Below are 21341 nucleotides of genomic sequence, written 5' to 3'. Positions count from 1 at the left end.
CCCTATCAACATCTCAGCGGGGGATAGCTTCATTTCACCTGAAGTGATAGCTCTTATCCATCTAAATTTCTCTGCTTTCCAATTGACCGATCTCTTTAACATCTTTTCGGAGGGTCGCTTGGGATAAGTTAGGGCGAACTTTGTAGGCTGATTTTGATGACATGATTGCATTCACCAAGCCAGTCTGGATCATTTCCGTAATATCATCAGTCCTCAAGTAGGAATAAACGATTCCGGCACAAAGCGCCTCGTTCGTTCCCCAGATGTAGGTGTCACTGTCTTTATCGCTGTTCTTGAGGTCGTAGACGTGCATGCCGTATTTTCCGCTGGCATAGCCGACGCTCTGACTATTTCTGGTGATGATGACATGTTGAACGCCTTGGTCCATCCAAAGTTGCAAGGCTTCACGCAAGGATGCATCATCCTTGATTTCGATCCCGAAGTGTTTCTCGGTTTCGTCATGCTTTGTGATGAGCAGTTTCAATCCTTTTAGATTTTCCGGGATATTATAAAGCTTCAGCAAGGATGCGCTGACTAGGGCGACTGGAATATTGTACTTTGCACCTATCTCAAGCAAGTGCTCCACGCTTTCTTTCGGACAATTCGAATCGATTATGATCGTCTTCGCCCGCTTCAGCGTCGCCAGATGTTTCAACAACCATTTAGGCTGCATGTATTCATAGATATCCATCTCTGCCAATCCGATGATCATTTTGCCCGATTCGTCGATGACTTCCATAAACGTGCCAGTCGAAAAGCCAGGAACCATTTCAACTTCAGACGTCTTCATCAATGGGCGCATGGATTCTTCGATCGTATGCCATTCTGCATCGTCACCGACTAAAGATAGCATGACAACATCTTCCTGCAACCTGCCCAGATTCTCAGCGATACTGAGAGCAACTCCTCCGATTGAAGTCTGTGAGGTGACATTGTTCGATTGTCCATGAATAAGGCCGCCTTCCACAAAATAGCGGCGATCAATGCAGGCAGCACCGATGCAGACGATTGGTCGCGTGTCATTGATGACATAGGCTTTCCCCAAAAGGTATCCCCGTCTCACTAAGCCGGAAATGATGTTTGCCACCGCGGGACGTGACAAGCCAATCTTTGTAGCTAAATCTTGCTGCGAAATGAAAGGATTTTCCTTAATGTAGCTCAGTATTTTTGATTCTTTCTCGTTTAAAGCCATGTTTCAATTCCCCTTACTCTATAAAAACTCGGCAACGCCGACATTATTCTTTTAGCAACAGTTCCTGCTCCTAAAGGTATAGTATATAACCAATTGGCCCAGTTTCCAAACGAACACGGTACATTGTAACCTTATTTTAATGCCTTTGCATCAATCCGGACTGTTTTATTACTGTTCCAAGCTGTGCTATAATGATATGGACTATTTCAAGGGAGCTGTTTATATGATTCATACATTTATTTTTGACGTCGACGGTACAATTGTGGACACCGAAGATTCCATTTTCAGAGGTCTGGATGATGTCCTTAAGGAACACGCCGGAAGACATGCAACATCGGAAGACATGCGTACGATTTTCGGCATACCGGGCATGGAAGGCTTGCAATCTTTGGGCTTCACACCTGAACAAGCTGCCGATCTGCATCCGAAGTGGAGCGCGCGGTCGAAAACTTATGCGGACAGCGTGAGTATCTTTGCCGGAATGGAAGATACGTTGCGTTATTTGAAGGAAAACAATCACCTGCTGGGCATTGTCACCTCCAAGACAAAAGAGAGTTACGAGCTGAACATCACGCCATATGGTTTGGATGACTATTTTGATGTCATCATCACATCCAGCGATACCGAAGAACACAAGCCTTCCGGTCAACCTTTGACCGAATGTTTGCGCAGATTAGGCGTTGCCGAAAATGAAGCCATCTACATCGGGGATTCCATTTATGACAATCAATGCGCACGCAATGCCGCTGTTGCATTCGGCTTGGCGGAATGGGGCTCGCATACGTCAGAAGGCTTCGATGCCGATCACATCTTCAAGTCACCTTCAGATATTTTATCTATTCTGTAAAAAATGTAGGCAATCTGGAAACGGGTTGCTTTTTTCTTTATAAGAATGGATTTGTGCAGTCTAAATCTGCCCATTACTGTTCTCCCTGAACGTCCTCAACGCGCTTCAACCTTGCCAACAATTCATCTGCCGCTTCTTCATTTTTATTTTCCATGTATAAGGCATGGCTTTCCAGGTAGGAATCCCGGGCTCTTTCCAATTCATTGAGGGTAAAATGATAATCACCCAGCCCGCGCATGATGCCGGCCTGACATTCCTCATTTTCAGATTTATCGGCATACTGTTTCGCCTTGTCCAGATTAATTTTGCTTTTGATCGGACTTCTCTGCAACAATGACAGCATGGCCGCTTCATGATAGCTTCGGGCCAACCCGCAATAATCATCAGGGAAATGCGTCAGCCTGAAAGTAATCTCTTCCTCACACATCAGAGACGCCAAATCGTATTCCTCCATGGAACGGGTATTCACCGCCAAGGAATGAAGATACTCGGCTTCCTTCTCCAGGTCTTTGTTTTTCTTCGCATAAAATAACAATTCTTCAAGACATTCTTTGGCACCAGCAAAATTTTTCTGTGCAGTATAGCACTTGGCCAACTTGTTTACGACTTTTTGATATTCATCAGATTTGGGATCATCCAATAAATATAAAGCATCGATGTATTTTTTCTCAGCATGAGCAAAATCGTTCGCCTGCATCGCAATTTCAGCGATTTCGACCAGTTGATGAACTTCCTTATCCATAGCTCATTCCCCCTTAAACCACAAAAAAACTGTCATCGCTTTCATATTCATCTTAACATCATTCAGGTCGTTTCACAAAAGATAACAACATCAGTAAAAAGAGCAACTCAGGTCGTACTTTTCGTACAGTATCCTATGGCCTGGATTTTGCGCCAAATAAAAAAGGCGCCCTAAGCTAAGGCGCCGTCTCGAAAAAATGAAATCCCTAAACCCACTATGAATGAAAAAAGCCGCAGTTACATCCACATGATCTCCGGCAAAAACTTTCCAGTGGAAATTTTTTTTTAATAATTTAGATTTCCTATCAGTAAGTCATTTTACGGTACTTCTTTGATCACTCCAGCATTTCTGCTGGAATGACGTTCTTCACGATGGAAAGATAGTTTTCCGGCGTTATTTCCAAGCCTTCATAACCGTTCAACCCATGCTCTGAGGCCAACTCTTCCGAGTAGTCTTCCAACTTATAGATTTTGAAATCACGTCTTGAGTTCTCGACATTTCCCGGATCCGCCACATAATGCGAAACGGTAGGCTCGAATTGGACGTTTTCGACGGTTATATCGTCGTCATCAGCAACGACAAAATCAAAAGTCACCATGCCGCCGAGCGTATTGTAATCAGTAAGCGAATGCGCGATGAAATTTCCCAGTGAATAGACCACCAGTGTTTGATTTTGATTCACGCCTGTCACCCACTCGATCGGTTGAAGGATATGCGGATGGGTACCGATAACGACATCGACCTCCAAATCGGCGAATAATTGTGCATAAGTGCGCTGCATGTCATTGACTTCCTGCGTGTTTTCATCACCCCAATGTGCCGATACGATAACGACATCACTGACGTTTTTGGCATTGGATACATCCTGGCGAATCAGTGCTTCATCAAAGAATGAAACACGATAGGAGGTATCGGGCAGAATGCCATTCGTCCCGTATGTATAGGTCAAGAAAGAGAACGTAACGCCTTCCCTCTCGATTGTCCGGATTTCATCACGGTCCGCCTGACTCTCATAAATGCCCGTGTAGACGACATCCTCCTGTTCATTCCAGACGGCTAGGGAATTGAGGGCGCCAGGATAATCATAATCCAATGCATGGTTCGTTGCGCCGTTGACCAAATCAAAGCCTAGATCACTCATGTCCTGAGCGATTTCGGGCGGTGTATTGAACGCCGGATAGCCGGAATAGGCATAATCATCCCCGGCACTGATCGTTTCTTGGTTCAGGAAAGCAATATCGGCTTCTTCGATATCCTCCACCACATTCTCGTAGATAGACTTGAAATCGTAGGTTCCGTCCGCCAGTTCCGCATCCCGGAAAACGGAATCGTGGATCAAATTGTCACCGACTCCGATGAAGGAAATTACTTTTGCCTCATCTTTTTCGGTAAGTACATCCTTTTGTTCGGTAGAGGTATCCACGGATACAACTTCAGAAACCGTATCCGGTTGATCCGCGCACCCCCATAAACCCAGTACGGCCAACGATGTCACTAACATTTTTCCCCTCATGTCATTCCCCTTTCTACTGGAGTTCTGCGCAATATTAGACAATTTGATTATACCGAACCTATCCGGCTTTGTCACTTTAACAAAAAATTTATCACAGGCTTATTTAGTTTTTGGAGGATATGCCTGAATTGCGTGTCCCAGCTCCGGCGAACACTCTTTCCCCGGAGGATAGCCAATTGGGTCCCCCACTCCTCCGGCGAGTCCTTGTTCGCCGGAGCAGACCGGTAATGATCGGTCTCTTCTCCGCTGAGCTTCTGCTCGTCGGAGGACACCATATGGATGCTGTTCTCACCTCCGGCCAAGCCTCCGTTGGCCGGAGGACAGCAAAAAAGCTGCCTCATCAGAGACAGCTCCCCTATTCAAAACTCTATAGTCGTGATTTGAAATCTTCGTATCCAAAGGTCTTGATGACTTTCGTGCCGTCTTTGACCGTATGGGCCGCGATGGCCGGCAATTGGATGCCGTTGAAGGTCGTGTTCTTCACCATGGAGTAGATGGCCATGTCAGTGAAAATCAGGCGATCACCCGCCTTCAAAGGCTCATCGAAGGAATAATCCCCGATGACGTCCCCTGCCAAGCAAGTCTGCCCGCCCAAACGGTACGTGTGCGCCTTTTCATCCGCTTCACCTGAATCGATGATGAACGGACGGTAAGGCATTTCCAATACGTCAGGCATGTGGCAAGTTGCCGATGTATCCAGAATGGCCAGGTTCATCTGGTTATAGGTCGTCTCCAGCACACTCGCAACCAGGAAGCCCGCATTCAATGCAATCGCTTCGCCAGGTTCCAAGTAGACTTGCACGTCATATTTCTCTTTGATGTGATTGACGATTTTCACCAACTTGGCGATGTCGTAGCCTTCTTTGGTGATATGGTGTCCGCCTCCGAAGTTCACCCATTTCATGCCATGCAGGTATTTCCCAAATTTCTCTTCGAATGCGACAAGTGTCGCTTCCAAGGCATCGGAACCCTGTTCGCAAAGGGTGTGGAAATGCAGACCATCCAATAGTTCGACTTGGCTTTCATCGAAATTGACAGCCGTCGTACCCAACCGGGAAAACGGACTGGCTGGGTCATAGAGTGCATAGTCCTGAGTGGACAGCTCCGGATTGACGCGCAGGCCGATTTCGATTGAGCGATCGCTGTTCTTAACCATTTCGGCATACAGCTTCACTTGGTTAGGGGAATTGAAGACGATGTGATCCACTATCGGGAGCAACGCCTCCATTTCTTCCTTTTTGAAAGCCGGCGCAAAGACATGGGTCTCTTTGCCGAATTCTTCATGACCCAATTGCGCTTCGTGGACAGAGCTAGCGGTCGTGCCGTCCAGATACTCCGCGACCAAAGGGTAGAAATGATACATCGAAAAAGCTTTCTGGGCCAACAAAATCTTGCAGCCCGTCTGATCCTTGACCGATTTCAGAATTTCCAGATTGCGGCGCAATAAGGTTTCATCCACCACATAGCTGGGTGTCGGCAAGGCTTGGAAATCGATTGTTGTATCCATCCGTACCTCCTAATCGACCAAGGTAGGATTGAAGTCCTCTTGCCAAGGCAAGCCATAGACGTTCAACGCTTCCATGAATGGATCCGGATTGAATTCTTCGATGTTGTACACACCTGGTTTCTTCCATTGCCCGGTCAAGACCATAGCTGCCCCGATCATCGCAGGGACGCCGGTTGTGTAGGAAACAGCTTGCGAGCCGACTTCCTTGTAGCATGCTTCATGGTCGCAGACGTTGTAGATGTAGTATGTCTTTTCCTTGCCGTCTTTGATGCCGGTGAAGATGTTACCGATGTTCGTTTTGCCTTTGGTGCGCGGTCCCAATGAAGCAGGATCAGGCAATACGGCTTTCAGGAATTGCAGCGGCACAATTTGTTTGCCTTCGAATTCAATCGGCACGATGGACGTCATACCGACGTTCTCCAACACTTTCAAATGTGTCAGGTAGCTTTCGCCGAAAGTCATGAAGAAACGGATGCGTTTGATGCCTTTGATGTTCAAAGCCAAAGATTCGATTTCTTCGTGGTGCAGCAAGTACATATCCTTCTGGCCGACTTGGTCGAAATTATATTCGCGTTTGATTTCCATCGGTTCCGTTTCGATCCATTTACCATTTTCCCAATAACTGCCGTTGGCGGTCACTTCGCGGATGTTGATTTCCGGATTGAAGTTGGTCGCGAATGGATAACCATGGTCGCCGCCGTTGCAATCCAGGATATCGATTGTATGGATTTCGTCGAAATGGTGTTTTTGTGCATAGGCAGAGAATACGCTCGTTACGCCCGGATCAAAGCCGGATCCCAATAAAGCGGTGATGCCAGCTTTTTCGAAACGCTCGCGGTAATCCCATTGCCATTTGTATTCAAATTTAGCTGTATCTTCCGGTTCATAGTTCGCTGTGTCGACATAATCTGTTTTTGTTTCAAGACAGGCATCCATGATGGTCAAGTCTTGGTATGGCAAAGCCACATTAATCACGATATCCGGTTTGTATTCATTGATCAGCGCCACTAATTCAGGAACGTTGTTCGCATCCACTTGGGCCGTAGTGATTTTGGAACGTCCCGCATAAATGCCGCTTTCGATCCGATCTTTGATTTCATCGCATTTTGATTTTGTACGACTGGCAATCATAAATTCTTCGAACACTTCTGAATTTTGGGCACATTTATGGCATACGACGTTGGAAACGCCACCGGCACCAATAATTAAAGCTCTACTCATCTTATTCATTCCTCCTGTAGGGAAAATTCATTCATCCATCCTGCGGGCCTTTTTCTGCAGATATCCTCAAATCGGGGCTTAACGACAGACAAGATATTATAACATAAAGCAGTATCGGATAATGTTTTTTTAGCGACAACGACAACATATCGTCATATTTGACATGCCCGGACGCACCTCCATCTTACAACACTTCAAAAAAACAAGCGAGAATTTCCCTCCAATTGAAGGAAATTTCTCGCTTCTTCGATTATGCGTAAATATTGTCCCATTTTGCTTCATACGCATCGATCTCATCTTTATAGGCCATCGTTTCGGTGATGTCGTCGATGCCGTTTTCCAATTTGTGCTTCCAAGTCGGATCGATGGCGAACGGATACTCCGCTGTGCTGGTTCTCACCACTTGGTTCGGCAAGTCGATCTGGATGGTTTCATCCGCCGGCACTTGCGCCAAAGCGTCACGTTGGTCCTGCGGCAATTCGATCAACAACAAACCGTTCTTCAAGGAATTCATGTAGAAGATATCGCTGTAACTGCCGGCGATGATGACGCGGAAACGGTAATCCTTCAATGCCCAAGCGGCATGTTCACGGGAAGAGCCGCAGCCGAAGTTATCCCCTGTTACGAGGATCGTTGCTTCTTGGCGGTCGGCATCGTTCAAAGGGAACTCCGGATTCGGGTCGCCGTTTTTCAGGAAACGCCATTCATCAAAAACGAAAGCGCCGAAGCCCGTTTTTTCGATCCGTTTCAGAAATACTTTTGGGATGATTTGGTCGGTGTCGATGTTGTTGTTCATCAAGGCAACGGTTTTACCGTTATGTACTTTAATTGGCTCCATAAGTCACTGCTTCCTTTCTGATGTCCACAAATTTACCGTTCACTGCTGCAGCGCCTGCCATGGCCGGGCTGACCAAGTGCGTCCGCGAACCCTTCCCTTGACGGCCTTCGAAGTTACGGTTGGAAGTCGAGGCACAGTGTACGCCTGCAGGCACTTTATCCGGGTTCATCCCCAAACAAGCCGAGCAACCTGGTTCGCGCCATTCAAATCCTGCATCGATGAAGATTTTGTCCAAGCCCAACTCTGCGGCTGCATCACGGACTGTCCGGCTGCCCGGAACGACCATAGCCTGGATGTGAGCAGGAACTTTGCCGCCCTTGACGTACTTCGCGGCTTCGATCAGATCGGACAGACGTGCATTCGTACAGGAGCCGATGAAGACAAAGCCCAAGGGAATTTCTTCAGCTGTTTGGCCAGGTTGCAGATCCATGTAGTTATATGCGCGCTCGTCATTCTTGTCCTGGATTTCAGGGAATTTTTCGCCGAATTGCACGCCCATGCCTGGGTTTGTTCCCCATGTTACATAAGGCGCCAAATCGGAAACTTCGATGGAGATGTCAGTATCATAGACAGCATCCGGATCGCTCTTCAGCGTCTCCCAATCGGCAATGGCTTTCTCCATGTTTTCTGGTGCATAACGGCGGCCGCGCAGATAATCATAGGTCGTCTGATCCGGCGCCATCATGCCGATTTTAGCCCCGAATTCGATGGACATATTGCAGATCGTCATCCGTTCCTCCATCGTCAAAGCTTCCACGGTATCCCCGTAGAATTCAATCGCGTAGCCGCTCCCGAAGGCTGTACCGTAAGTCGCGATCAGGTGCAGAATGATATCTTTCGCATAGACGCCTGCAGGCATTTTCCCGGTGATTTTGACACCCATCGATTTCGGTTTCTTCTGCCAAATCGACTGGGTTGCAAACACATGCTCAACTTCCGAGCTGCCGATACCGAATGCCATCGCTCCGAAAGCACCGTGCGTAGCCGTATGAGAATCTCCGCAGACGACAATCTTCCCTGGTTGGGTTGCGCCCAATTCCGGTCCGACCATGTGCACGATTCCTTGATTAGCTGTTCCGATATCCATCAACGGGATGTTGAATTCTTCGCAATTCTTCTGCAGCGCTTCAATCTGTTTCTTCGAAATCAGATCCTTGATGTTGAAGATATCTTCAGTTGGCACATTGTGATCGACTGTTGCGATCGTTTTATCAGGGCGGCGGACTGGGCGATTGGTTTCGCGCAAGCCATCGAAGCCTTGTGGTGAAGTGACTTCATGGATCAAGTGCAGGTCCACATACAACAGTTGTGGTTCACCTTCTGGTCCTGTAATAACGTGTCTGTCCCAAAGTTTATCAAAAAGTGTTCTGCTCATATTGTGTACTCCCCTTCACTTTTCCAAAATGGCTTTCACTTGTTCAGTAAATGCTGTCGTTGTCGTCGTGCCACCCAGATCAGCCGTCAGGAAACCGGCCTCCATCACTTCAGCGGCCGCTTTTTCAAGCGCATCCGCCTCTTCATGCAGCTGGAAGCTTTGGCGCAGCATCATGGCAACGGACAGGATCATCGACATCGGGTTCGCGGTGTTTTTTCCGGCGATGTCCGGTGCGGATCCATGGATCGGTTCATATAAGGATGGACCGGACACCGCATGGCTTCCGGAAGGCAGCATCCCCAATGAGCCTGTGATGACGGATGCTTCGTCGCTAAGAATGTCCCCGAACATGTTTTCCGTAACGATGACATCGAATGAAGTCGGATCCTGGATAATTTTCATCGAAGCCGCATCGACATACAAATGATCGACGGTAACTTCCGGATACTCTGTTGCGATTTCATTGACTGTTTTGCGCCACAGTTTGCTGCTGGCCAATACGTTCGCTTTATCGACGGAAGTCAGTTTTTTGCTGCGCGTCATCGCGATGTCAAAAGCTTGGCGGACGATCCGATCGATTTCGCTCTTCTTATAGAAGAGAGTATCTGTCGCTTCCTCATCATTCCAATGCTTCGGCTGGCCGAAGTACAAGCCGCCTGTCAATTCGCGGACAACGATAAAGTCAGTTCCTTTAACGCGTTCCGTCTTCAACGGGGACAGGTGGGCGATGCTGTCGCTCACTGAAATCGGGCGGATATTCGAGAAAAGTCCCAAAGTCTTACGCAATTGCAACAGGCCATCTTCCGGCGTTTTCTCGGCTTTTTCCCATTTCGGTCCGCCGATTGCGGCCAAAAGGATCGCGTCAGCTTCGGAACAGCCTTTGATTGTTTGTGGTGGAATCGGATCGCCGGTCTCATCAATTCCGGCTCCTCCGAATGGGTAAACCGTCACGTTGAATTCATGTTGAAATTTTTTGCCGAGTGTTTCCAGCAAAATCAGTCCGCTTTCCATTATTTCTGGTCCAATGCCATCTCCGGGCAATGCTGCAATCGTATAATTCATCTTACTTTTTCCCCCTCATCAGAAATGTGCTGATACTTTTTCTATTGTCTGTTTATTTTTTGCTTTCTCGCTGGCTTGGATATACGCTTTCGCTGATGCCGTCAGGACGTCGAAGTCGATGCCTGTGCCGTTATAGCTCTTGCCGTCCTCATCCTCCACGACCACATGCACTTCTGCTTGCGCATCTTTACCACCCGTGATGGCTTCGATGTTGTATTCCTTCAAAATGATTTCTTGGTCTAGGATGCGGTTGATAGTGTTGTAGATGGCTTCGATGCTTCCTGACCCGGTTGCCGAATCCTGCATCTTCGCGTCTTTGTTGCGTTTGTCCTGGATGCCGACGATGGCTCCTTGGATACCATCCTTCACAAACTGCACTTGCAGGCGTTTCAACTCGTAGGCTGATTCGTCCTCGATTGATTTGCCGACCATCAATGCATGAATATCCTCTTCGGTCACGTTTTTCTTCTTGTCAGCCAGTTCTTTGAAACGGGCGAACAATATTTTGATTTCTGCGGGGTCGCTGATTTCATAGCCCATTTGCGCAATCCGATCCACAAAGGCGTGACGGCCTGAAAGTTTACCCAACGGCAACGAATTGTGCTCCACACCAACCAATTGCGGCGTGATGATTTCGTAGGTTTCCGGATTCTTCAGAACACCATCCTGGTGGATACCTGATTCGTGTGCGTAGGCATTACCACCGATGACGGCTTTATTGCGCGGAATCGGCATACCAGAAAGGCGGCTGACCAAATCGCTCGTGCGCTTCGTTTCCTTCAGAACCATACCGGTTTCTTTTTCATAATAGTTTTTGCGGATGTGAAGAGCGACTGCAACTTCCTCGAGTGCCGTATTCCCAGCACGTTCGCCGATGCCGTTGATGGTCCCTTCCACCCGCAGCGCGCCGTTTTCGACTGCAGCCAGGGCATTAGCCGTTGCCATACCCAGATCGTCGTGGCAATGGGAAGAGAAGATCACATCATCAAAGCGGGTTACGTTTTGCTTCAGGTATTTGAACAGGTTGCCGAACTCAGTCGGATTGGTGTAGCCAACCGTGTCAGGGATATTGATGACTGTTGCGCCTTTTTCGATGGCCAGATTAATGACTTCAACCAGGAAGTCCCAATCACTACGGGTCGCATCCTCCGGCGAGAATTGGACTTTCTCAAATTTGGATTTGGCGTAGGCAATATGATGGGCTACTGAGGCCAGTACTTCTTCTTTGCTCATTTTCAGTTTGTATTCCATGTGGATGGGGCTGGTCGCGATAAAAATATGGATCTGAGGATCGACTGCATCCCTCAAAGCATCGTAGGCCGCATCGATGTCTTTTTCGTTACAGCGGGCAAGACCTGCTACCGTCATGTTTTTGACAGCACTGGCAATCGCCTTTACCGCTTCAAAGTCGCCTTCTGAAGAGATCGGGAATCCTGCTTCAATAACATCGATCCCCCATTTTTCCATCTGCAAGGCAATCTGCACCTTTTCCTTCGTATTGAAGTTCACACCAGGTGTCTGTTCCCCATCGCGCAGGGTCGTATCAAAGAATTGAATGTACTGTTTTTCCGTCATGGTCTTTTCCTCCGGTTCTTTTTCGTTTTTTTGTTTGATTAAAAATAAATAAGAGTAAATTTCGAAAAAAAATGCATCCACAAATAATGGATGCATTTCGAAGGTCAATAAATAATCGCTTCAGCCCCATTATTTGTCAATGCCAAGCAGGGCTCAAACGACTGATATTTCAGTGTCCAAGCCCTGCTATAATAATAAGCTGTTAAAAGAAGGGGTTGTCCCCATGATTACGTTATCTGATACGTTTGCATCTTCCATGACGATCCCCTCCTCTTTTTTTGTAGCCTTCTAATTTTTCGTTAATTTTTATTATCGTATTCTCATTTTATGCAAAGCGGCTTCTTTTGTCAACCCCTTTTGCTGTTTCCTTACAAAATCATGTGACGGTGTGCGGAATCGGGGGAGCTTAGTGGACTGCGATAGGCTGCGTGCGGTCCCTTAGCTCCGGTTAGGCTCCTTTCACCGGAGCTCGCCGGTAACTTGCGGCCTCTCCTCCAACGAAGCCGCACTCACCGGAGGAGGCAACTCTTAAAGTTAGTCAAACTCCGGCGAGGGAAGCCTCGCCGGAGCAGAGCGATAAAATCCGGGAAAGTACAAAAAAACGAAGCTCCCACACAGTGGAAAAGCCTCGTTTTTTAATGGATAATTTATTCCGGCAATTTGATGCTGTCTGGATCGATGCCCAATGCTTCAGCCATCTCTTCATTTATGACCAATTGCAGCGTCTCAGGGAATTGGACCGGTAATTCGGAAGGAAGCTTGCCTTCTTCAAGAATCTGTAAAGCCATTTCGCCTGTTTGGCGTCCTAATTCCTTGAAGTCGATGCCGTAAGTAGCCAATCCGCCAGCTTCAACCATTTCAGTCGCACCAGGGATGACCGGGATTTTGGCTTCCATAGCGATTTGGCCGACTGTAGCCATCGTGCTGGATAATGTATTGTCCGTTGGGATATAAATCGCATCCACTTTTTGTACCAATGACTCCATCACCTGTTGGACATCATTTGTGGAAGTTACCGTCATGATTTCGACGTTCACGCCTGCTGCTTCCAACAAGGCTTTCGCTTGATCGCTCTGTACAATTGAATTCATCTCGCTGGAGTTGAAGATGATACCGACTGTTTCCGCACTAGGTACGATCGACAACAACAATTCGATCTGTTTGTCCATCGGTGCTTGGTCGCTTGTTCCGGTGATGTTTGCACCCGGCTCTTCGGCACTTGCCACAAGCCCGGCATCGATCGGATCGGTTACGGCAGTGAACAGGACTGCATTTTCTTTTTCAGCGTTTGCTATTGCTTGTGAAGCTGGTGTCGAAATCCCTAAAATGAGGTCATTGTTGCCGGCTAAACGCTCTGCCATACTCTGCAGGTTGGCTTGGTCACCCTGGGCATTTTGGTAATCCACGATCAGATTGTCGCCTTCATCATAACCGGCTTCCTCCAAAACTTCCAAGAAACCTGCGCGTGCTGCCGATAAGGATTCGTGTTCAAGGATCTGCAGGATTCCGATACGCACAGCATCCGCTGATACTGTTGAGCTTGCTGCGGAAGAATCCGTCGCTTCTTCTGTACCGCCGGCGCATGCACCAAGCAATAAGGCAGAAGTCAGTGCCAAGGTTGTCGCTACTTTCTTTTTCCAATCCATTCCAATCATTTCATTTCCCCCTATTTTTTGATTTTGTGCGAGAACTGCTTAGGCAATCAATCGCTAGTCCCTAGTACGAAAAAGCCCATTCAGATAGAATTATCCAAATGGGCTTTTACTGATGATGGGACTGCGGCACTTTTGTTTGCGTTTGCATAAATCCTTCTAGCACATTAGTTATTTGCTTTCAGTTTATAAGAATTAAATAAGGATGTCAACGATTAAATTAAATTCCGATTAGCGTATTCTCATTTTAAAGAATTAACGATTACTCATTCGATCAGCAGGCGATGTTCTGTAGGTTTCAGCAACTTCAAAACTAGCTTTGGGTCAGCCTTCTGATCCAGATAAAAGGCTTCATCTTCAGGTTCCAGTATCACCGGCATGCGATCATGGATGGCACGCATCTGTTCATTGGCGGCAGTTGTGATGATGGAAAAAGCCGTGAAAGTTTTTCCATTTTCATCCTGATACGTCTTCAATATGCCAGCCATCGAAAAAACTGGGATATCCGATACGGCAATTTTCCGTTTCAGCTTTTCTTCTCCGACTTTCTCCCATTCAAAGAATGCAGTCGCCGGAACCAGACAACGCGCTGTCCGGAACGGCTGGCTGAACGTAGGTTTTTCAAGGATTGTTTCCGCTCTGGCATTTATCAAAGGGCGCTTCGCGAAAGGCTCCACAAAGCCCCAACGATGATGGACCAACTCGTTGCCCGGCACTATCAGCGGTGTGCTGTTGGTCGGAAATATTTCCGCACGCTCTTCGACATCCTCTGCCATTTCCCCCAACAGGTACCTTTCCCATAGCTCCCTCTTTGTCGCTTCAAGTGCATAACGTCCGCACATAGTCCCGTCCCCTTTCCGATGGCTTTCCTTGATACCGATTATAAGGGAGTCAGAGTCGTTATACAAAAAAGACGCCCACTGGGGAACGTCTTTATTCTGCAATCACATAAATAATCCGAAAAGAATCGGGAAAAAGACTGCCGGCGCATAGTTCATGATTTTCAGATCCGTCAGCTTCAACATGTTCAAAGCCAGGCCGACAATCAGGAGCGAGCCCACGCAGGTCATTTCGTTGATCACAGAATCCGTCAAAAGCGGCGCAAGGACGTTGGCAAAAAGCGAAATGCCGCCTTCATAAATTAGGATCAGCCCGGCTGAAAGCAATACACCTATGCCCAAGCTGGATGCCATCACGATGGCTGCGATGCCGTCGATCAGGGACTTCGCGAAAAGCGTATCATGATTTCCGGTCAGACCGCTCTGTAGTGCACCGACGATTGCCATCGCGCCCACACAGAACAACAGACTTGCCGTCACAAAACCTTTTGAAACTGAAACCCCTTCGTTAGGTGAAGCAACCATCTTCTCGATTGCGTCCCCGAGCTGATTGATTTTTTTATCCAACTGGAGTCCATCGCCTACCAAAGTACCCGCAACCATCGACAGAATGGTAATCAAAACATTTTCACCTTTCAACATGCCACTGACACCTATATATAACACGCATAGTGCCAAAGCGTTCATCACCGCGTTGGCTAACCTATCCGATAAACCTTTCTTCAAAACCAGACCGATGCTGCCTCCCAAAACGATGGCAGCGCTGTTGACCAAACTTCCCAACAAAACCACTTTATCTCCTCCAACTGTTGTAACGTGTATCCTGATTACGTGATTCGAATACTTGCTTTTCTGCAAGCTCAGTACGTTTCAGTATAGACGCTTGCTTTCAGAAAATCAATGGACGAAAGGTGAAGGAAGCATTTGTCCGAGAATGCGAAAAGACCACCATGTAACAATGGCGGCCTCCTCTCATTATTCATATTCTTCTGTACTATTAGCGGATAGTTTTCAATGCTCCGGACCATTTGATCAATTCGTTGAACATCGCTGTTGCATTGCCTGCATGATAATCGTTCGGCACAAAATTGCTCATGTTCTCAAAATCAGTCATCAATGAGAAGTTTACTGTTGTGTGCACAGTTGCTACACTCAATTCACCAAGGATAACACGCATGTTTTCGTGAGCGCGGGCTCCGCCCAAGCTTCCGTATCCTACAAATCCGGCTGCTTTATCGGTAACTTCAGGCTTCAGGAAATCCAATGCATTTTTCAAAGCGCCACCGACTGCATGGTTGTATTCAGGTGTCACAAACACATATCCGTCAAATGAAGCCATTTTTTCTGACCAAGCTTGGATCGCTGCGCCAGCTGCCGCTTGACGGTCTTCCGGTAATTTAGCGCCCAATAGAGGCAAGTCATAATTTGCTAAAGCAACGATTTCGTATTCGATGCCGCCGTCATTGCGTTTTTCGGCAAATTCATGGATCCATTCTGATACTGCTGCTGAGTTTCTTCCTTCACGTACGCTTCCTGAGATAATTCCGATTTTCATAGTTGTTTTCCCCTTTTCGTCTGTTGTTATTGTTGTATTTTTATTTCCAAATAAAGCATTACTAATTCGAGATATCATAGATGTATTTTCCAATTTTTTTCCTCCATCACTTGTTTTTCAATGAAGGACTCACCTTCATCTCTCTTACATTTCGTAAGCTTAATATCATTATGCCACATCCCGAAATGTATTTCAAGTTATATATTCACGAATTCGAGATATTTTTTTAAGAAAAAACATCCAGCCCCGTCAGACAACGGTTTTGGATGTTTTTGAATCAGTTATTTTTTTGCAAAAACCTAAATCAATGTTGGAATACGCGCACACGACCTTTTAAACGATCAGCCAGGATGATGGCCAAAACGGCTTTAGCGATGTCCCCCGGAATGAATAACAACATGCCCATCTGGAAAATTGCGGCCAAGTCGAATTGATTGCCCATGACAACATTCAGGATCATCGCCATGTAAGGCAAACCGATTGCGTACATGACGATCGTGCCGGCAACAGCTGCGATCCCATAATTCAAGAAGCTTCCTTCTTTATTATGCACGAGATAGGAAATCAAAGTAGCCGCTGCAATAAATCCAAACACAAACCCGAAGCTAGGAGTCAAAAAGGCTTGGAATCCTCCAAGCAACAATTTCAGTAACAAAGGCAGCAGTTGCGCAAAAAAGGCAGCTTTCGGACGCAGGAAGAATCCGGTCAGCAGCACCAAAAGTGTCTGCAAAGTGATCGGAACGGGTCCGACGGGGATGCTCAGGAAGCCGCTGACGAATGTCAAAGCTGCAAATATGCTTATTTGGGTCAAATCTCTTGTTGATAATTTCATGTTAATTTCCTTCTCTCTTTTTGATTTTGATGCTGATTTCGCCATAGGTCAGGGTTTTCGTTTCCCCATCCGGCAATGCTACAATAAGTCCGCCATCGTCATCAATCGCGATCGCTTTGGCTTCGATCGTTTCGTTTCCTTGCGGGAAAGTAACTTGTTCACCCAAGACGAAGCAACGCTTGCGGTACTCGTCCAGGTAGGAACGGGATGCCAAATCAGGGTAAAGGACGTAAAAACGATTGAGTATTTCGGCGGCCATTTGGTTCCGTGTCACCACGGCATTTTTTGAATCGAACAAGGTGCCGGCGATTGACTGGATTTCATCCGGAAAATCCGTTTCAGGCGCCCGGAAGTTCAGGCCGATCCCTAAAATGATCGTTCCGATCGTCCGCGATTCCATATCCATGATCCCTTCCGTCAGGATGCCGCAGACTTTCCTGCCATCCATGAAGATGTCGTTCACCCATTTGATTTGTGGTTCTTTTCCGGTCAATGTTTCGATTGCTTGACAGACGGCCACAGCGGCGGCAGTCGTGATCAAAGTGGCGTTATCCAGATCAGCGACCGGCTTCAACACCAAACTCATGTACAAGCCCGATTCGCTCGGCGAGTAGAAAACTCTACCTAAGCGCCCTCTGCCTTTTGTCTGTTCTTCAGATAAGATCACGCCTTCGAAGGTCGCTTCTTCATTGACGATCCGTTTGGCCTCAAGGTTGGTCGAATCAATCGTTTTATGTGCGATGATCCGGTGATCTTTCAGCGCTTCTGATAACAGTGGTACAATGGCTGCCTCCGACAACAAGTCGCTTTCAACGGACAGCTGATACCCCTTATTCGTAGTTGCTTCTATTTGATAGCCTTCTTTTTTCAGGCCATTGATTGCTTTCCACACAGATGTTCTGGATACTTCCAATTGATCAGCCAAATCTTGGCCGGAAATGCTTTCGCCTTTATGCTGCTCCAGAAACTGGAGGACTTTCTCCTTTGTTGACATTCTTTCCCTCCATTCTCTTTAAGAAAAGCTGAACGGGTTCGCTCAGCCCTGAAAGAAATTTAGGAAATCTGGCCTCGCAACGTTCCCTACGGTCACCTTATACTGGGATTCTAAGGGATGAATCCCTAAGAATCCCATGCAAATGAGCATCGTAGAGCGCAATGGGTCAGATTTATCTAATTTCCGAAGGGCTAACCCGTGAAGCTAGCCACCATGTTGAGATGCATAGAATAGTTTGCTATCCTGTAAAACACCTATGGTGATGCACTTTTGATTACAAAATAATCTTATACTTTTCTAGAATATAAAAAACCACCACTTGAACCGAAGTGATGGTCTCAATGCTGTATTCAGTTTAACCGCTGGCGCGCTTCTTGTCAACTTGATATCAACAAAGGGTAACAATGTTTTTTTTATGTTTCTTTTCTTCCTTATACACTCTGACCATTTCGGCATAATCTGCCATGATTGTACGCACAATCAGATTGTCCATCGTCGGAATCGCAACCGTTCCGATTTTTGATATCGGCAGCACGTTGTTTCCGGTTCCTGAAACGAAGGCTCCTTCAGCATCATTGACCCACTCGACGGGGATGGCTGTCTCATTGATCGGAATCCCTCTTTTTTCACAGATTTCGAATACTTTTTTGCGGACGATTCCCAAGAGTACCGCTTTTGCAGGGGGCGTGTATAATTCTTTTCCTTTCACAAAAAAGACATTCGTGCGGCTGCCCTCCGTGATTTCCTCATTTCCATCCACAAGCAACAGCTCATAAACGTCTTTATCTGCCCGTTCCTGCAGCACGGCTTTCTGGTAATCCGAACGGACAAGCTTGATGTTCGGATCCAATCGTTCGATACGGAACAGGCTCGTCGCGATGCCCTCTTCATAATAGCTTTTTGGCGGGTAGATGCTCTGGGTGAAAAAGATCCACAAAATGCTTTCGCTTTTTGATGTTTTCCCCAGAATGAACTTAAGGTTCTGATTCCCCACCTGATTGGCAGCTATCAGGCGATAGACACGGTTCTCAATGGATTCCGCCGTAGCTGGTAGTGGTAAATCCAGATAAGCAGCGGACCGGAAAAAACGATCCAGATGATCCTCCAAAAATATCGCAATCCCATCCTCGACACGGATGACTTCGTATACCGTCCGGCCTTCAAATTCCGGATAGCTTTCGCCGTCAGTATTTTTTACTAGTTCATCGTTCAATAAGTGATAAGGTCCTTCCACTTTTTCCATATTCGACGCCCCTTCCCGTTCTTATATTCCCTATTCTACTCTGGAATTCCTAAAAGTACACGCCAATTCGCAAAATAGCGGATGTGACAGCCAAATGACAAACAATTTAAAAATTAGTAAAAGTGAAGAAAAACACAATGAGTCCCTTCCATTTTTTCTGCTGTGGGTGTATAGTATGGGCATCATGAAAAATAAAAACACAACTACTTACATAAAGGATGATAGAATAAGCATGCAGATGACACAATCCCATTGGAAAAATGATGTTGAATATGTTGCTTTGGTCGAAGATCTCATCTATCACGAAGAATTATTGCACATGGAGACCATTACCCACCACCACTTCACCAATCGTTTGGAACATTCGATCCGCGTATCCTACAAGAGTTACCAGCTTGCAAAAAAATGGAATCTGGATACCCGTTCCACTGCACGTGCCGGTTTGTTGCACGACTTCTTCCATGAAGATCGTGATGCTGTCGCGCAGCTGAATATCGGTGCTCATGCAGATGCCCATCCGAAAATCGCTTGCGAAAATGCTTGCCGCATCACTGAAATCAGCTCCCTGGAGCGTGATATCATCCTCAAGCATATGTTCCTGGTGAGCCGTTGCGGTCTGCCGCGTTACAAAGAAAGTTTTGTCGTAACATACGTAGACAAATATGTCGCAATCAGAGAAGTCGTCGAACCGATCAAAGGAATCGCTGGATCCCGTATCCGCAATCTGGTTTCCAAATTTAGTCCGGTAAACTTGAACATCAACATTTAAGTGTAAATTTAAAAAGAAGCCCAAGAGAACTTCCGCTTTTATCGGAATTCCTCTTCGGCTTCTTTCTTTATTCAGTGATTCAATTTTTTCTTTTTTGAGATGATTTCGGCAATCGAGATGAGCACCACCAACCAGACAACAACATTGTCGAAGCCGAATCCTGATTGTGAGGTCCCGCCGAGCAGCGTCAACAATGCCATCAAAGACAATAAATAGACCAGTGCAAAAATTTGCCCATTGATTTTTTGGGCATCATCGACATTCCGGGATCGTTTCAGAACGATGGACAGAACGAACAATGCGACCAACACCCCGATGTTCACTTTCATCACAAAGCCGTTGGACAGATAGGAGTCCGGAAAGAAGTCAGCTATCATCAGCAACGTCAACGGAATATAGAATAATAACTCACTGTACTGCTTTATTTTCATAACTTTCTCCTACTTTCGCTGAATAGTTCCTCCTTATTCTATATCAGCAGGCGACTCCTCACAAGGAGCGCATGGTTACTGTTGTAAGGATAAGGGTGTCACATCAAAAAAGCTGAACCCGCAGTGGGTCCAGCTTTATATTTTGTACTATCAGAATTGTTTATATTTTTTAGAAGAATACGTTTGTTACGCCATCGCCTGAAGCACGGAAGCTTTGTGCTGAAGTTGAACGGTAACCGTTCAATACTTCATTTACTGCTTGGATTGTGTCAGCAGTCGGTACTTCTGCTGATGCAGCTCCGTTTGAAACTACTGAGAATTGACCTGATGCATACAATACAGCATCAATAGTCGTTCCGCCCCAGATTCCAGATTCAACACGGTTCATGATAACAGATGCAACGTTCAATTTTTCTTGGTAGCTTGGACCTGCTTCTGCTTGGACTACTTGATACAAGAAGTAGCTTGCTTGGTAAATCGTTGCTGCCGTTTGTGCTACTGGGGCTGGCTCAACATATGTTTCTACAGCGGGTGCTGCAATTGGTGCTGCAACTGGTGTAGCTGTTTGAACTTCTTCAACTGCTTCAACGGGTGTTTCAACTTCCACCGCTTCTTCAGAGCTGACATCGTAGCTCTTCACTTCTGAGTCTTGTTCAACAGTCACGATGTTATGGTCCGCTGACAATACGATTGCGTTGCCGGCAATGATCATGTCTGCATTTCCGATGCTATTGACATCAACTAAGGCATTCACTGATACGTCAGTCGCCAATGCGATTGCTGATAAAGTATCGCCCCATTGGAAAGTGTATTTGCTGCCGCTCTCCAAGTTTTGGATATCTGCTTTGATTTGGTCTGCTGTACGTGCTGTCCAAGTGGATGAAGTATATTCTGTTGCGTTTGCTTGTGTAGGGTTCGCTGTTGCCATAAAACCGATGGCTGCTAAAGTTGCGCTCGTTACGAATAATCTAGATTTGAAGTTTTTCATGTGTGTTTTGTCCCTTTCTTCTCTTCGCAATGTTTTCGTATTGCAATTTATACTCTTCATGACCTTTTTTATTTGATAAATGAAGTATTTATCCAGGTCTCGATCGGAGTTCTTTCAACAGAGACAATCCTATCATGAATCAAACCGCCAAAGTTAAAAATACATT

Annotated in this window: 20 protein-coding genes; 2 read left to right on the top strand and 18 right to left on the bottom strand. The window is 46.5% G+C overall.

The genetic code is table 11. The features are described from left to right. Positions 1-61: 61 nt before the first annotated feature. Positions 62-1192: a carbohydrate kinase gene (locus tag C7R56_RS02715; protein ID WP_107995043.1), complete on the bottom strand. Its 1131-nt coding sequence runs from the start codon at positions 1190-1192 to the stop codon at positions 62-64. A 223-nt stretch (positions 1193-1415) separates the two neighbouring features. Here C7R56_RS02715 and C7R56_RS02710 point away from each other — a divergent pair, with 223 nt between their 5' ends. Next, entirely contained in the window at positions 1416-2039 is a 624-nt protein-coding gene (locus tag C7R56_RS02710) for an HAD family hydrolase (protein WP_107995042.1), read from the top strand. A 73-nt stretch (positions 2040-2112) separates the two neighbouring features. Here C7R56_RS02710 and C7R56_RS02705 read toward each other — a convergent pair whose 3' ends face one another. From C7R56_RS02705 to C7R56_RS02630, 15 genes are all read right to left on the bottom strand, one after another. Then, positions 2113-2781 (bottom strand): tetratricopeptide repeat protein, encoded by a 669-nt coding sequence (locus tag C7R56_RS02705; RefSeq protein WP_107995041.1) that lies wholly within the window; start codon positions 2779-2781, stop codon positions 2113-2115. A gap of 334 nt (positions 2782-3115) precedes the next feature. Next, the gene (locus C7R56_RS02700) at positions 3116-4282 is read right to left on the bottom strand and encodes a CapA family protein (protein ID WP_107995040.1); all 1167 of its coding nucleotides are present in this window, start codon (positions 4280-4282) and stop codon (positions 3116-3118) included. Between the two features lie 379 nt (positions 4283-4661). After that, a complete protein-coding gene (nspC, locus tag C7R56_RS02690) occupies positions 4662-5789 on the bottom strand; it encodes a carboxynorspermidine decarboxylase (RefSeq protein ID WP_199902970.1) in 1128 nt (375 codons plus the stop codon). Positions 5790-5810: 21 nt separating this feature from the next. Beyond that, positions 5811-7022, bottom strand: a complete 1212-nt coding sequence (locus C7R56_RS02685; protein WP_107995037.1) for a saccharopine dehydrogenase family protein — start codon at positions 7020-7022, stop codon at positions 5811-5813. Between the two features lie 250 nt (positions 7023-7272). Then, positions 7273-7860 carry a 3-isopropylmalate dehydratase small subunit gene (gene leuD / locus C7R56_RS02680; protein WP_107995036.1) on the bottom strand — a complete coding sequence of 196 codons (588 nt, stop codon included), beginning with the start codon at positions 7858-7860 and terminating at the stop codon, positions 7273-7275. Next, complete coding sequence (leuC, locus tag C7R56_RS02675) at positions 7847-9235, bottom strand: 3-isopropylmalate dehydratase large subunit (RefSeq protein ID WP_107995035.1); 1389 nt, start codon at positions 9233-9235, stop codon at positions 7847-7849. Before leuC ends, leuD begins: the two co-directional genes overlap by 14 nt. A 15-nt stretch (positions 9236-9250) precedes the next feature. Then, the gene (gene leuB, locus C7R56_RS02670) at positions 9251-10297 is read right to left on the bottom strand and encodes a 3-isopropylmalate dehydrogenase (protein ID WP_107995034.1); all 1047 of its coding nucleotides are present in this window, start codon (positions 10295-10297) and stop codon (positions 9251-9253) included. Positions 10298-10315: 18 nt separating this feature from the next. After that, positions 10316-11872: a 2-isopropylmalate synthase gene (locus C7R56_RS02665; RefSeq protein ID WP_107995092.1), complete on the bottom strand. Its 1557-nt coding sequence runs from the start codon at positions 11870-11872 to the stop codon at positions 10316-10318. Positions 11873-12519: 647 nt separating this feature from the next. Then, on the bottom strand, positions 12520-13518 hold the full coding sequence (locus tag C7R56_RS02660; RefSeq protein ID WP_107995091.1) for an ABC transporter substrate-binding protein: 999 nt from the start codon (positions 13516-13518) through the stop codon (positions 12520-12522). Positions 13519-13790: 272 nt separating this feature from the next. Beyond that, positions 13791-14366 (bottom strand): SOS response-associated peptidase, encoded by a 576-nt coding sequence (locus tag C7R56_RS02655; RefSeq protein WP_107995033.1) that lies wholly within the window; start codon positions 14364-14366, stop codon positions 13791-13793. A 102-nt stretch (positions 14367-14468) separates the two neighbouring features. Continuing rightward, on the bottom strand, positions 14469-15155 hold the full coding sequence (locus tag C7R56_RS02650) for a DUF554 domain-containing protein (RefSeq protein ID WP_199902964.1): 687 nt from the start codon (positions 15153-15155) through the stop codon (positions 14469-14471). Positions 15156-15360: 205 nt separating this feature from the next. Next, complete coding sequence (locus C7R56_RS02645) at positions 15361-15918, bottom strand: NADPH-dependent FMN reductase (protein ID WP_234402551.1); 558 nt, start codon at positions 15916-15918, stop codon at positions 15361-15363. 304 nt (positions 15919-16222) lie between these two features. Next, complete coding sequence (locus C7R56_RS02640; RefSeq protein ID WP_159072132.1) at positions 16223-16750, bottom strand: biotin transporter BioY; 528 nt, start codon at positions 16748-16750, stop codon at positions 16223-16225. 1 nt (position 16751) lies between these two features. After that, positions 16752-17744, bottom strand: coding sequence for a biotin--[acetyl-CoA-carboxylase] ligase (locus C7R56_RS02635; RefSeq protein ID WP_107995031.1), 993 nt, complete (start codon positions 17742-17744; stop codon positions 16752-16754). A 388-nt stretch (positions 17745-18132) separates the two neighbouring features. After that, positions 18133-18987, bottom strand: a complete 855-nt coding sequence (locus C7R56_RS02630; RefSeq protein WP_107995030.1) for an aminotransferase class IV — start codon at positions 18985-18987, stop codon at positions 18133-18135. Between the two features lie 238 nt (positions 18988-19225). On the opposite strand from C7R56_RS02630, the gene C7R56_RS02625 reads away from it, so the two are divergent. Next, positions 19226-19756, top strand: coding sequence for an HD domain-containing protein (locus C7R56_RS02625; RefSeq protein WP_107995088.1), 531 nt, complete (start codon positions 19226-19228; stop codon positions 19754-19756). 71 nt (positions 19757-19827) lie between these two features. Here C7R56_RS02625 and C7R56_RS02620 read toward each other — a convergent pair whose 3' ends face one another. Beyond that, complete coding sequence (locus tag C7R56_RS02620) at positions 19828-20187, bottom strand: hypothetical protein (RefSeq protein ID WP_107995029.1); 360 nt, start codon at positions 20185-20187, stop codon at positions 19828-19830. 169 nt (positions 20188-20356) lie between these two features. Next, entirely contained in the window at positions 20357-21175 is an 819-nt protein-coding gene (locus C7R56_RS02615; protein ID WP_107995028.1) for a cell wall hydrolase, read from the bottom strand. Between the last annotated feature and the right edge of the window lie 166 nt (positions 21176-21341).

It is taken from the genome of Trichococcus paludicola (assembly GCF_003052295.1).
In the GTDB taxonomy this organism is placed as follows: Bacteria; Bacillota; Bacilli; order Lactobacillales; family Aerococcaceae; genus Trichococcus; species Trichococcus paludicola.
The sequence above is the reverse complement of the archived record's forward strand: the minus strand, read 5'-3'. Positions and strand labels throughout refer to the sequence as shown.

Bases quoted from the DNA above. Each gene is read 5' to 3' on its own strand.
- C7R56_RS02710 (WP_107995042.1), top strand. From the start codon at position 1,416: ATGATTCATACATTTATTTTTGACGTCGACGGTACAATTGTGGACACC.
- C7R56_RS02615 (WP_107995028.1), bottom strand. From the start codon at position 21,175: ATGAAAAACTTCAAATCTAGATTATTCGTAACGAGCGCAACTTTAGCA.
- C7R56_RS02625 (WP_107995088.1), top strand. From the start codon at position 19,226: ATGACACAATCCCATTGGAAAAATGATGTTGAATATGTTGCTTTGGTC.
- C7R56_RS02620 (WP_107995029.1), bottom strand. From the start codon at position 20,187: ATGAAAATAAAGCAGTACAGTGAGTTATTATTCTATATTCCGTTGACG.
- leuB (WP_107995034.1), bottom strand. From the start codon at position 10,297: ATGAATTATACGATTGCAGCATTGCCCGGAGATGGCATTGGACCAGAA.
- C7R56_RS02700 (WP_107995040.1), bottom strand. From the start codon at position 4,282: ATGTTAGTGACATCGTTGGCCGTACTGGGTTTATGGGGGTGCGCGGAT.
- leuD (WP_107995036.1), bottom strand. From the start codon at position 7,860: ATGGAGCCAATTAAAGTACATAACGGTAAAACCGTTGCCTTGATGAAC.
- C7R56_RS02635 (WP_107995031.1), bottom strand. From the start codon at position 17,744: ATGTCAACAAAGGAGAAAGTCCTCCAGTTTCTGGAGCAGCATAAAGGC.
- C7R56_RS02715 (WP_107995043.1), bottom strand. From the start codon at position 1,192: ATGGCTTTAAACGAGAAAGAATCAAAAATACTGAGCTACATTAAGGAA.
- leuC (WP_107995035.1), bottom strand. From the start codon at position 9,235: ATGAGCAGAACACTTTTTGATAAACTTTGGGACAGACACGTTATTACA.
- C7R56_RS02665 (WP_107995092.1), bottom strand. From the start codon at position 11,872: ATGACGGAAAAACAGTACATTCAATTCTTTGATACGACCCTGCGCGAT.
- C7R56_RS02645 (WP_234402551.1), bottom strand. From the start codon at position 15,918: ATGAAAATCGGAATTATCTCAGGAAGCGTACGTGAAGGAAGAAACTCA.
- C7R56_RS02705 (WP_107995041.1), bottom strand. From the start codon at position 2,781: ATGGATAAGGAAGTTCATCAACTGGTCGAAATCGCTGAAATTGCGATG.
- C7R56_RS02655 (WP_107995033.1), bottom strand. From the start codon at position 14,366: ATGTGCGGACGTTATGCACTTGAAGCGACAAAGAGGGAGCTATGGGAA.
- C7R56_RS02660 (WP_107995091.1), bottom strand. From the start codon at position 13,518: ATGGATTGGAAAAAGAAAGTAGCGACAACCTTGGCACTGACTTCTGCC.
- C7R56_RS02685 (WP_107995037.1), bottom strand. From the start codon at position 7,022: ATGAGTAGAGCTTTAATTATTGGTGCCGGTGGCGTTTCCAACGTCGTA.
- C7R56_RS02630 (WP_107995030.1), bottom strand. From the start codon at position 18,987: ATGGAAAAAGTGGAAGGACCTTATCACTTATTGAACGATGAACTAGTA.
- C7R56_RS02640 (WP_159072132.1), bottom strand. From the start codon at position 16,750: ATGAAATTATCAACAAGAGATTTGACCCAAATAAGCATATTTGCAGCT.